Origin of the sequence: Clostridium sp. D33t1_170424_F3, from assembly GCF_015667585.1 — a bacterium.
Classification (GTDB): Bacteria; Bacillota; Clostridia; order Oscillospirales; family Acutalibacteraceae; genus Anaeromassilibacillus.
Window position 1 is genome coordinate 68,651 of record NZ_JADPEG010000017.1, and the last position, 11,026, is coordinate 79,676.

The 11,026-nt window shown below is 53.8% G+C and carries 11 protein-coding genes; 5 read left to right on the forward strand and 6 right to left on the reverse strand.

Features of this window, described 5'->3' with window-relative positions:
• Positions 1-90: 90 nt before the first annotated feature.
• From I4V53_RS11620 to I4V53_RS11630, 3 genes are read right to left on the reverse strand one after another with little or no spacing between them, the layout of a single operon-like run.
• Entirely contained in the window at positions 91-2,385 is a 2,295-nt protein-coding gene (locus tag I4V53_RS11620) for a transglutaminase TgpA family protein (RefSeq protein WP_195985857.1), read from the reverse strand.
• Positions 2,382-3,419 carry a DUF58 domain-containing protein gene (locus I4V53_RS11625; RefSeq protein ID WP_195985858.1) on the reverse strand — a complete coding sequence of 346 codons (1,038 nt, stop codon included), beginning with the start codon at positions 3,417-3,419 and terminating at the stop codon, positions 2,382-2,384. Before I4V53_RS11625 ends, I4V53_RS11620 begins: the two co-directional genes overlap by 4 nt.
• A gap of 8 nt (positions 3,420-3,427) precedes the next feature.
• Positions 3,428-4,357, reverse strand: coding sequence for an AAA family ATPase (locus tag I4V53_RS11630; protein WP_195985859.1), 930 nt, complete (start codon positions 4,355-4,357; stop codon positions 3,428-3,430).
• Positions 4,358-4,751: 394 nt separating this feature from the next.
• Here I4V53_RS11630 and I4V53_RS11635 point away from each other — a divergent pair, with 394 nt between their 5' ends.
• From I4V53_RS11635 to I4V53_RS11645, 3 genes are read left to right on the forward strand one after another with little or no spacing between them, the layout of a single operon-like run.
• Complete coding sequence (locus I4V53_RS11635; protein WP_195985860.1) at positions 4,752-5,405, forward strand: CatB-related O-acetyltransferase; 654 nt, start codon at positions 4,752-4,754, stop codon at positions 5,403-5,405.
• Positions 5,406-5,446: 41 nt separating this feature from the next.
• Positions 5,447-6,175 carry an NAD-dependent protein deacylase gene (locus tag I4V53_RS11640; protein ID WP_195985875.1) on the forward strand — a complete coding sequence of 243 codons (729 nt, stop codon included), beginning with the start codon at positions 5,447-5,449 and terminating at the stop codon, positions 6,173-6,175.
• A 43-nt stretch (positions 6,176-6,218) separates the two neighbouring features.
• Positions 6,219-6,728 carry a GyrI-like domain-containing protein gene (locus I4V53_RS11645; RefSeq protein WP_195985861.1) on the forward strand — a complete coding sequence of 170 codons (510 nt, stop codon included), beginning with the start codon at positions 6,219-6,221 and terminating at the stop codon, positions 6,726-6,728.
• 95 nt (positions 6,729-6,823) lie between these two features.
• Here the strand turns inward: I4V53_RS11645 and I4V53_RS11650 are convergent, their stop codons facing one another.
• The 3 genes from I4V53_RS11650 to I4V53_RS14215 all read right to left on the reverse strand — a co-directional run bounded on the left by I4V53_RS11650 (position 6,824) and on the right by I4V53_RS14215 (position 9,088).
• Positions 6,824-7,153 carry a DUF1540 domain-containing protein gene (locus I4V53_RS11650; RefSeq protein ID WP_195985862.1) on the reverse strand — a complete coding sequence of 110 codons (330 nt, stop codon included), beginning with the start codon at positions 7,151-7,153 and terminating at the stop codon, positions 6,824-6,826.
• A gap of 112 nt (positions 7,154-7,265) precedes the next feature.
• Positions 7,266-8,471 (reverse strand): bifunctional phosphopantothenoylcysteine decarboxylase/phosphopantothenate--cysteine ligase CoaBC, encoded by a 1,206-nt coding sequence (gene coaBC / locus I4V53_RS11655; RefSeq protein WP_195985863.1) that lies wholly within the window; start codon positions 8,469-8,471, stop codon positions 7,266-7,268.
• Between the two features lie 77 nt (positions 8,472-8,548).
• Entirely contained in the window at positions 8,549-9,088 is a 540-nt protein-coding gene (locus I4V53_RS14215) for a helix-hairpin-helix domain-containing protein (RefSeq protein ID WP_195985864.1), read from the reverse strand.
• Positions 9,089-9,298: 210 nt separating this feature from the next.
• On the opposite strand from I4V53_RS14215, the gene I4V53_RS11665 reads away from it, so the two are divergent.
• Both I4V53_RS11665 and I4V53_RS11670 read left to right on the forward strand, forming a co-directional pair.
• Complete coding sequence (locus tag I4V53_RS11665) at positions 9,299-10,042, forward strand: ECF transporter S component (protein ID WP_195985865.1); 744 nt, start codon at positions 9,299-9,301, stop codon at positions 10,040-10,042.
• Between the two features lie 34 nt (positions 10,043-10,076).
• Positions 10,077-10,856, forward strand: a complete 780-nt coding sequence (locus tag I4V53_RS11670) for a type III pantothenate kinase (protein WP_195985866.1) — start codon at positions 10,077-10,079, stop codon at positions 10,854-10,856.
• Positions 10,857-11,026: the final 170 nt, after the last annotated feature.

An 11,026-nucleotide genomic window follows, 5' to 3' on the forward strand; every position in this document is an offset into this window, starting at 1 on the left:
AAAAATAGCGTTCCTGATCGACTGAAACAGCGGTCAGGAACGCTATTTTATGCGCTTTTTAAAAAGACTGGTTGGGGATACGTCTTTGGCCTAAATCAGGCATTTCCAGAATTTAAAGAGCAGCTTTTGCACGGCGTTCAGCCCTTCGTATGCGTGATGTCCGGCTGTATCGGAAACGTTTTGCAGGTAACCGATTTCCTCGTCGGAAAGCCGGTGCGGGCTGAACTTGGCTTTGAGCGCCAATTCCTCCGCGCGTTTGTCCATTGGCTCGCCAAAACCGGTTAATTGTGTGAGATACTGGTATAAATACAGCGCGCGCCGGTTGACGTCGGGAACTGCAAAGCTCTTTTTCCGGCGCCACAGGAGGAAGGCCCGCCGTAACAAAAGCAGAAGAATGCATCCGCCGGCGATGGCGATCGGCAGAAGAACAGGCGTTGCCATATGGAAAGAAGCGCCCTCTGTCACGTCCGGCAAAGAAGAATCCGGCCCGCTTTCCAGCGCGCTGGAGATTTCCGCCTCGCTTTCCGGTTCACTGCTGGATTCCGGTTCGCTCTCTGCTTCGCTTTCCGGCTCGCTGCTGGGCGCGCTTTCCAGCGTGTCGTCCGGCTCGTTCATCTGTCCGGCGGAAAGATGGACGCCGGGGGTGGCTTCCACCGGCTGCCAGCCGAGTCCGGGCGTGTAGACCTCGGCCCACGCGTGAGAGCGCCGGTCCGGGATGTCGGCCCAGCCGTCCACACCGTAGTCGGCTGCCGTAACGGCGTACCCCTCGGCGTAGCGGGCCGGAACGCCCTGCGCGCGCAGCATGGCGACGGCGGAGCTGGCAAAATGGACGCAATATCCCTTGTGGTTTTCAAACAGGAAATAGTCGACAAAGTCGCGTCCCGCCGGGGTTGTGCCGGGGGAGAGCGTGTATGTGCCGCTGGAGCGAACATAATCCACAACGGCGTTTACCACCTCCGATTGGGCGGCGTTTTGCACATTGGGAATGCCGACCTGCTCGCACAGCCAACGCAGCTTCATTTTGATTTCCTGCGGCAGCTGTGTGTAATGGGTGTTGGCAAACGACCGGTACGCCTGTTCGGAGACAGTAAATGGAGCGTCCGTTTCCAATGAGACGGAACGGGAAAAGCCCGGTACATTCCAGGCCTGCAGACTGTAGTTCCTGGAACCGAACAGAGAACTGGACTGGATGTACGAATCGTTTACAAACGCGCCGCCGGAAAGTTCCTCGGGCCGGGTCGCAAGCCCATAGGGGGCGAAAATGCATTTTTTGTTTGCGCCTATGTTTTCGATTTCCACTTCCATAAAGAGCGATTCCCTCTCCTCCGGCTGTGCGTAGAGGGAGAAAAACTGTCCCGCCATGTTCTGCGGGTTGAAATAGAGCGCCTGGTCCAGCTCTTCATAAGCGGAATCGGGGAGAGGTTCCCAACTGGTTCCGGTATAGACGCTGCTGGAAAACGCGTGCAGATAGATCGGTGTTTTTTGTGGGTTCCGAACCCGCAAAACGGTTTTTCCTGTGTATTGCAGGTTGCCGGATCGGCTCAGGCTTGCGCGTCCCAGTTCCGAATCCGCGGAACCTGGGTTTAACAGAGGGGATTGATAAATGCCGGCCTCCAATTCCGTGCGTAGCGATTCGATCGACGGCGGACGGACATAGTCCTCCTGCGGGACAAAGAAGTTCAGAAGCAGAAGACTGAGGATCACAGCGGGCAGAGCCAATAACGACACCTTTCCGGCCGCGGCGGTGCGTCCAAAGGAACTGTTGGCGGAAAGCCGGCTCAGCAGCAGTGTGGTCCAGAAGGCCAGCAGCATGAGGACGGACGGCCAGGCGGGCATAATGGTAAAACCGAGCGGAACCAGCAGGAACGGAGCCGTACCCGCGAGGGACAGCCAGAAGCTGTGCCTGCGCCGAATCGCCCAGCCCAGGAAACAGGAAAGGAAAAACAAAAGAAAAATCAAAAAAATGGTGCAGGCTTCCTCATAATCGCCCCGCGGCAGATCGACCCGGTACAGCGGAAAGATAAACCGGGAATGCGAGCCGAGTTCCAACATGATGCGGTTGGTCGTGATAATAAAACCCTGCAGAAAGTACGTACGGAGCCAGTAGGCGGTACCGCAGTAGACCGCTGCCAGTAACAGTAAAACGGGCAGGATAAACCGCTTCATGGAGAATATGCCGATGAACATCCCCGTAAACAACACGATGCTGGCAGTCAGAATCAGGCGGTCAGCGGGCAGGGAAAACGCGGTTACCAAACACTGCGCCACGCCAAACAGGCCCAGCAGCAGCAAAAGGACGTCGGCAAGGAGGACCGAAAGCGTGTTGCGGGAGGCAGGTTTCCAAACAGGCTTGTCCATCTGGAGTCCCTGCTGCAAATTTGTCATATCGCTCCCTCCCAAGCCGTGCTGCTGGAGAGATCTTCGATGCGCTGCGGCGTTACATAAAACAAATAGGGGACGTCCTTTGCCTCTCCCAGCCGCTGCCGGCATTCCGGCGCGGGAATGCCCTCAATGGGCGCGGGTTTATCAAGCACGATATTCATGAGAGAGAGGAAATCGTCCGGGGAAGCGATGGGCCAGCTCCGCAGCGCGATTTTATCCGCGTCGTACCACATGATCTCGTGGGGCATCTGGTTATCCAGCAGATAATAGCAGAGGGAACTGAGATGGTCCAATGTGCGGTCCAGGTCCTCCGTTGTGCCAAACAGGTCGAAAAGAACCAGCACGGCGTTGCTGATCGGCAGGCTGAATTCTTTCACCATCAGCTCATCCATGCGGGAGGAGAGCTTCCAGTGGACGCTGCGCATAAGGTCGCCTTCCCGGTAAGGGCGGATGTCAAAGATTTCCGACGGATCACTGCCCGGCCGGTTGGAAGAAAAGAGCTCGCTTTCCGGATCCGGCGCGGGTGCGGCCTGCAGGGGAAGCTCCAACACTTCTGCGTCCGGAAGGATAAACAGGCTGATTTCCTCCGGCGGCCTGTGGCGGCAGGAAAACAACCCCATAAAATCATAGCAGCGGATTTCGTCCAGCTGCATGCTGAGCTTGCCGCAGTGCTGGGCGACGGCGCGGCGCTCCACCCGCTGAACGCCGTGCGGGCCGGGAAGAAAAAGCGTTTCCGCGTATTTTTCTCCGCTGAACAGGTTTTGATAGCGCATACGCAGACGGATGCGCGCGGCCGGCAGATGCGACCGGTTCTGTATCTGCAGGTACACAGGAAACGGCTTACCGCGGGATGCGGCGGAAGGGGCCTGCAAAATAGCGCGCACACGGCACATGCCCGGCAGGCTCAGGGCGAGCGATAAAATCGGGAGCAGCAACGCGAACAAGAGGATGTAATAGGAAAGATACCCGTTAAAGAAGATGTAAAAGAGTACGGCGCCCACCAGCGCAAACAAGTAGGTCAAACGGCATTTCAGCATGGCTCACCTCATTTGACGGCAGGCGCGGGAACCTGATTCATAATCTTCTCCAGCAGCGCATCTACAGATAGATTGCCCATCTTGGCCTGCGGGCTGAGAACCATGCGGTGTGCGATCACATCCGCAAAGATCAGCTGGACGTCGCGCGGGATGACATAGTCGCGCCCGCTCAGATAGGCGGAGGCCTGTGCCATCCGCGTGACGGCGATGGAACCGCGCGGGCTGGCTCCCAGCCGGATCATCGGGTCCTTGCGCGTGGCGGCGGTCAATCGGGCAATGTATTCATAGAGGCTGTCCGCCAGAAAGACTTGGTTGACCTCCTGCTGCATGGTTAAAATGTCCTGGCTGTCTGCCACCTGGCGCACGTGTTCCAGCGGGTCGCCGCCCTGCTTGCGCCGCAGAATTTCCACTTCGTCCTTTAATTTGGGATAGCCCATCGTCAGGCAGACCATAAAGCGGTCCATCTGGGATTCCGGCAGCAGCTGCGTGCCGGCGGAGCCGACGGGATTCTGCGTGGCAATGACCGTAAACGGCTTTGGGGTTTCACGCGTTGTGCCGTCCACCGTGATGCGCCCTTCTTCCATGACCTCCAATAGGGCTGCCTGCGTTTTGCTGGAGGTGCGGTTGATCTCATCCGCGAGGTACAGATTGCAGAGCGCGGCGCCGGGTTTGTAGTCCAGCTGGCCGGTGGCTTTATTGTAGACGGAGAAGCCGGTCACGTCCGTCGGCATAACGTCCGGCGTGAACTGTGTGCGGCGGTAATCCAGCGCCATCGCCTTGGAAAAGGCGAGCGCCATGGTGGTTTTGCCCACGCCGGGGATGTCTTCCAGCAAAATGTGCCCCTGGGCTAAAATGGCCATCAGTGTTTTGGTAATAACCGCGTCCTTGCCGACGACGGCCTTTTTGACTTCGTGTATAATTTCTAAAGCATGTTGCATGTAGTTTCTCCCTTTAGTTATTCAGTCCTGATTTCCTATGGAAAAAGTATTTATCCGTATCTGGATAAATAATCTATTTTATTATAAAAAAAGCTGGACTGTATTGCAACCAATGCGGGCAATCGTTTATAAAACATTCAAATTTACCGAAAGATTCCGTCACTGCAAACGAACCTTTTTTCAATCGGATGGTTTGACATTTACACAGGTTGATACTAAAATTACATCAAGAAACAACCGCGATATGTTTTTGAGTCGCGGACAAATGATGCATCAGTCATAGAAAATGGGGGAGAGCGGATCATGAAAGAGATACGTCAAAAAAGGGCGGTAGCCACGGAGTCGAAAAATATGTTTGGAGGTGGTAAAAATTAAGATAGAATAGGAGATTTTTATGAATAGCATTCCAAATCCCAACGAGGTTTTTCCAAACGAATATCGAACATCCTGCTTCTTGAAAAATGTCATTACGGCGCCTAATATTTTTGTGGGGGATTACACCTATTACGACGATCCGGTTGATCCGACTGCGTTTGAGCGCAACAACGTATTGTTTAACTGGCCGGAGTTTGGAGATTGCCTGCATATTGGCAAGTTCTGTGCAATCGCCAGCGGCGTCCGGTTTATCATGGGGAGCGCGAATCACCGGATCAGCAGTATCAGCACCTACCCGTTCCACGTTTTTGGCGGCGCATGGGCGGAAAACACTCCGCCGCACCTTTCCCAGCTCCCTTTCAAGGGGGATACGGTTGTGGGCAACGATGTGTGGATTGGACGGAAAAGCGTCATCATGCCCGGTGTGAAGATTGGTGATGGAGCGATTATCGCCGCATATTCTGTGGTGGCGAAGGATGTGGAACCATATACCGTCGTGGGCGGCAATCCGGCCAGACCGATAAAAAAACGTTTTGACGAAGAGTTGATTTCTTTGCTGCTGGCGCTCCGGTGGTGGGACTTTACACCGGAAAAGCTGACGGATTTTCTGCCGGTTCTCTGTGACGGCAATTTAGAAGTGGTGCGAGGAAAGCTGAAGCAGATGTTGGAATAGAGAGAACTGCCGAATCAATAAAAAGCCGGGAGGCGTTTATGATGGATGTCAATAAAATAGAGGAATTACAGCGGATGGTAGACGACAGCCGCCGCATTGTCTTTTTTGGCGGCGCGGGGGTTTCAACGGAGAGCGGCATTCCGGATTTCCGCAGTGTGGACGGGCTGTACCATCAGCACTACAAATATCCGCCGGAGACAATTCTGAGCCACAGCTTCTATGTGGCGCATACGGATGAGTTTTATAAATTTTACCGGGCAAAGATGCTGTGCCTGGATGCGGAGCCGAACGCCGCCCATAAAAAGCTGGCGGAGCTGGAGGCTGTGGGAAAGCTGACCGCCGTTGTAACGCAGAATATCGATGGCCTGCATCAGAAGGCGGGCAGTCAAGCGGTCTATGAGCTGCACGGCTCAGTCCACCGCAACTACTGCCAACGGTGCCGCAAAGCCTATGACGCGGCGTATATTCTGCGCAGCGCCGGAATTCCCATCTGCGATTGCGGCGGGACGATTAAGCCGGATGTGGTACTGTATGAGGAGAGCCTGGACCAGCGGACGCTGACCGGGGCGCTGAACGCGATTGAAAGCGCCGATATGCTGATCATCGGCGGGACCTCGCTTGCCGTCTATCCGGCCTCCGGGCTGGTGCACTATTACAATGGGAACCGCCTGGTTTTAATCAACAAATCCGCCACCCCGATGGACGACCGTGCGGATTTATGTATTCAGGGTAGTATCGGCGCTGTTTTGGGACAAATTAAGGTCAGATGAAACGTCCGATTGATTCTAAAAAAATGAACCGGAGAAAATGCACATGGAAATCGTCAAAGTTTACAAGGAGGATTTTCCTGCCGTCAAGCTGGTGGGAAAATGTTACACCAATGCGGATCGGGATGAAATGGGAACATTTGCATATCATTGGCAGCAGGCATACCGGGAAGGGTGGTTCGAAAAACTCAGACAGTGCAAATGGATTCCCGGTGTGAGTGAAGACGATCTGGGTGTGATGCGCGTTACAGATTCTGGCAGCTCGTTTGCATACTGGATCGGCGTTTTATTGGCGCCGGATGCAGAAGTACCGGACGGCTTTGCGTCGGTGGAGATCCCGGCCGGGGAAGTGGGCGTCTGCTGGCTCTGCGGCAATGCACAAAATGGCGAGCTGTACAGCGCGAAAGCGTCCGACCTCTGTGTGGAGGCCATGGCTCGGAAGGGGTGGCGTTTTTCTCAGGACGGCTGGTTCTTTGAACGGTATCATTGCCCTCGTTTTACCAGGCCGGATGAAAAAGGCAATGTCATCCTCGATATTTGTGCTTATTTAGCCTGAGCAGGGACCTGCATGGTTTATGTTCTTGAAGTAATGATAAAAACAGAAAAGAGTGTTTCCAAAATGAATTGGAAACACTCTTTTGTTGTGGCAGCTTATTTCATTTTAAAAGTCGCACACTCGGTCTGACTCTTGCAGTCCGGCTTGCCGCAGGAACCGCAGGCAACATGGATGTTGCTCGCGTCGCAGTCGCCGTTTGCATTGTAAACGCAGTTGTGCGCTTCGCAGCGGACATGCAGTGCTTCGTTCGGAATATCTGTGTCGCAGTAGGCATTGGAAGCGGAACCGGTCTTGTCCGCAAAATCGGCGCAGCAGGTCTGCTCGCAGTCACAGGCACATGCGCCGGCAACCTTGATGTCAGGGCGGCAGCAGCACTCCTTGGCGTTGTTCACGCAGTTGGTGACTGTACATTTCAAGCTTGTCATAATCAGCACTTCTTTCTTAATTGAGAATAGCATTCCCGACTGTCGTGCTGATTTGGAACAATCGGCACGACAGAGCAGAATGCATCTTTATTTTGTGCCGATCCGTTCCTTTTTATACTTGCGGTTGGGCGCGCAGTGCCAGAATCTGGTCAAAAATGCGCGCGGCGGTTTCCTCCTTGGAAAGCTGCGGCAGCGCGGTTTCCCGGTCTTTTGTAATCAGCGTGACAACGTTTGTATCCGTGCCAAATCCCGCGCCGGAGACTTTCAAATTGTTGGCGACGATCATGTCAGCGTGTTTTTTTAACAGCTTTTTGCGTGAGTTTTCCAGCATATCGCGCGTTTCCATGGAGAATCCGCACAAAAATTGATGCGCCGGCTTGTGTTCTCCCAGATACTGTAAAATATCCGCCGTGCGAACCAGCGGGACCGAGCTGTCGCCGTCCTGCTTTTTGATTTTATCGCCGCTGACTTCCACCGGGCGGTAATCCGCGACGGCGGCGGCCTTGACAATAATATCCTGCTGTTCGCTGCGTGCCGTGACAGCCTCAAACATATCCTGTGCACTGCACACGGGAACCACATCTACAAAAGCCGGCGGCTGAAGGGCGGTGGGACCTGTCACCAGTGTGACGGCCGCACCGCGCCGGGCGGCGTTCTGCGCGAGCGCGTAGCCCATTTTGCCTGTGGAATGGTTGGTGATATAGCGGACCGGGTCGATCGCTTCCTGCGTGGGCCCCGCAGTCACCAGGACGTGCAGTCCCCGCATGTCCTTTTCCCAGCAGAGCTCCTGATAGACATATTCCAGAATGACCTCCGGGTCTGGAAATTTGCCCGCTCCGGTGTCGCCGCAGGCCAGATAGCCCATCTCCGGTTCAATGACTGCGAAGCCGTAGTGGCGCAGCCGGTTTAGATTGTCCTGAGTAATGGGATTTTCATACATGCGGGTATTCATGGCGGGGGAGACCAGTTTTTTGCATTTACAGGCCAGCACAGTAGTGGTCAGCATATCGTCGGCCAATCCGTGCGCCATTTTGGCAATTACATTGGCGGTAGCCGGAGCGATCAGGCAGAGATCCGCCGCCTTTGCCAGCGCGACATGCTCCACGTTAAATTCAAAATTGCGGTCAAAGGTGTCCACCAGGCATTTGTGTCCGGTCAGACTTTCAAATGTAATGGGATTAATAAAATGGGTGGCGTTTGCGGTCATCAGCACGTGGACCTCGCAGCCCTGCTTATGCAGCGCGCTTGCCAGGTACGCCGCTTTATAGGCGGCAATGCCGCCTGTGACGCCCAATAAAATGGTTTTTCCTTTTAACACATGCGGTCCCTCATTTCCACAGGTTTTTTACATTGTGCACACAGTATACCAAAGTTCGGGGTGCCCGTAAATACCGGTTATGTACGATCCTTCCAATTCCACCATTTTAATTTTTCCGGGTCGTGCGTTTCATTTTCCGCATAGTAAACCGCCAGACGGAAGACGTACAGCAGGCAGCGATCCTCCTGAAACCCTTTCCATGCGCAATCCTTTGCATACAGCTCCTCCGGGTCTTTCCCGCGCAGAGAGGCGATGGTCGGGCAGCCGATGTGAATCAAATTTTCAGCGATGGTTTTCCCGACGCCCGGTATTTGGAGCAGATTGCTGTCTTTCAGGGTGCGTTTGTGCAGTGCAAGGATGCGCGCCTGAAAGGATTCCTGAAAAGCGGCCTCATTTAGCGCAGGATCGCGCAGCGTCTGCCAGGTGTCGCAGGGAAGCTCTGTACAAAGTCCGCAGTGTGCCAATCCTTTGCTAACCGCGCATCGATAGATGGGGCAGCAGTCGGTACCGGTGGCCGGAGTCCAGCACACGCGGCCCTTCAGCGCCGTACAGCCGTGACACTCCGCGTCGAATTGAGAACAGACGCCGCAATCTAATCCGCAGACGCATTCCTTCATACAAAACACACCCTGTCGCAAAAAAGTCTTTTCTTTAGCATACCACATTTTTCGCGCTTTCGGCGGAAAAATAAAATCAAAATGCTATTTTTCTGAAAAATCCTGCATTGCATTGTTGATTTTTTAACGATGTGCGCTTATAATGTAGATGAAAATTTGCGCTGTATCCTTTCAAAGTTATAAAGGAGCAGCAGCAGGAGGGTATGAAAAATGAATAAACAATCCGCAAAGTACCGCGACTTCGTCCTGTTGGCCCTGTTTGCAGCAATTATCTTGCTGTTGGCGTTCACACCGATTGGCTTTATCCAGCTGCCGCTGATCAAGGCCACGATCGTGCATGTGCCGGTTATTATCGGTTCAATTTTGCTTGGACCTAAAAAGGGCGCAATTCTGGGAGGGCTGTTCGGCCTGACCAGCCTGATCAGCAACACAGTGACGCCGACGCTGCTGTCGTTTGCATTTTCTCCGGTGATCCCGGTACCTGGTACGACGAGCGGAAACTGGCTGAGTCTGGTGATCACGTTTATCCCGCGCATTCTGGTGGGCATTGTGCCGTACTATGTCTTTGTTTTGCTTCAAAAGCTGATGAAAAAGAAAATGCCGGCAAGGTTTATTGCTCGGACAACCGCCGCTTTAAATGGGCCTGAGGTCGAGGTACTTTTGATGGAAAAGAATACGGCATCGAAGTTCGTTGCTTTGACGGCGGAAATCGTTTCCTTGGCGGTTGCCGCTTTACTCGGTTCCTTCACCAATACGGTTTTTGTCATGGGCACAATGTTCCTGCTGTTTAAGGACGCTTATGCGGCGGCGAAAGGAATTCCGGTGGACGCCGTGCTGGGCGCAGTCCTTGCGGTTGTGGGGACCAACGGCATACCGGAGGCAATTGCCGCCGTGGTGCTGACTGTAGCGATCGGCAAAGCGCTTCTGTCGCTGCAGAGAAAATCCATCGCCTGATCCCAAGATTATATAAAGAGGAGAATACACCGGTATGATTCTTGCCATTGACGTTGGAAATACCAATATTGTGCTGGGCGGCATTGATGAGGAAACCATTCACTTTACCGCGCGGCTTTCCACTGACCGCTTTAAAACGGGCGACGAATACGCTGTGCTGATGAAGAATCTGCTGGAGCTGAACGGACATAAGGCCTCCGATATGGAGGGCGGTATTATCTCAACCGTGGTGCCCGCGCTGGTAACGCCTTTGCGCAGTGCGGTGGAAAAGATCACCGGCAAGCGCTGTATGGTGGTGGGAAGCGGGCTCAAGACAGGGCTGAATATCCTGATTGACAATCCGGCGCAGTTGGGCAGCGATCTTGTTGTGGACGCGGTGGCGGCCATTGCGGAGTATCCAAAGCCGATCATGATTTTTGACCTCGGCACGGCGACAACCCTTTCCGTTGTGGACCGGAACGGCGGCTATATGGGCGGTATGATCATGCCCGGCGTTATTTTGGGGATGGAAGCATTAGCCAGCCGAACCTCCCAGCTTCCGCATATCGGATTGGAGCCGCCGAAAAAGCTGGTGGGCACCAATACCATCGACTGCATGAAAAGCGGCACCCTGTACGGGAACGCCGCCATGTTGGACGGTATTGTGGAACGCGTGGCCGAACAGCTGGGCGAGGAACCTACGGTTATTGCAACCGGCGGGCTGGCGCACGTCATTGTGCCGAACTGCCGGAAAAAGATTATCTGTGACGACAGCCTGATGCTGAAAGGGTTGTGGATCCTCTATCAAAAGAACCAAAAGAATACAGAGAAATAAAGTAGCTGTGTCATATGCCTCTTTTGCATAAAATATTGATAGAATAAAAATGATTCCTCCCGTCTTTGAACAGGTCCAGTAAAAACGGACAGAGACAAAGTACCCCCTGATGTAGGAAAATAGACTACATCAGGGGGTATTGTCATGGAGAAACGGAATTATACACAAGT

Bases quoted from the DNA above. Each gene is read 5' to 3' on its own strand.
- I4V53_RS11620 (WP_195985857.1), bottom strand. From the start codon at position 2,385: ATGACAAATTTGCAGCAGGGACTCCAGATGGACAAGCCTGTTTGGAAA.
- I4V53_RS11625 (WP_195985858.1), bottom strand. From the start codon at position 3,419: ATGCTGAAATGCCGTTTGACCTACTTGTTTGCGCTGGTGGGCGCCGTA.
- I4V53_RS11630 (WP_195985859.1), bottom strand. From the start codon at position 4,357: ATGCAACATGCTTTAGAAATTATACACGAAGTCAAAAAGGCCGTCGTC.
- I4V53_RS11635 (WP_195985860.1), top strand. From the start codon at position 4,752: ATGAATAGCATTCCAAATCCCAACGAGGTTTTTCCAAACGAATATCGA.
- I4V53_RS11640 (WP_195985875.1), top strand. From the start codon at position 5,447: ATGGATGTCAATAAAATAGAGGAATTACAGCGGATGGTAGACGACAGC.
- I4V53_RS11645 (WP_195985861.1), top strand. From the start codon at position 6,219: ATGGAAATCGTCAAAGTTTACAAGGAGGATTTTCCTGCCGTCAAGCTG.
- I4V53_RS11650 (WP_195985862.1), bottom strand. From the start codon at position 7,153: ATGACAAGCTTGAAATGTACAGTCACCAACTGCGTGAACAACGCCAAG.
- I4V53_RS14215 (WP_195985864.1), bottom strand. From the start codon at position 9,088: ATGAAGGAATGCGTCTGCGGATTAGATTGCGGCGTCTGTTCTCAATTC.
- I4V53_RS11665 (WP_195985865.1), top strand. From the start codon at position 9,299: ATGAATAAACAATCCGCAAAGTACCGCGACTTCGTCCTGTTGGCCCTG.
- I4V53_RS11670 (WP_195985866.1), top strand. From the start codon at position 10,077: ATGATTCTTGCCATTGACGTTGGAAATACCAATATTGTGCTGGGCGGC.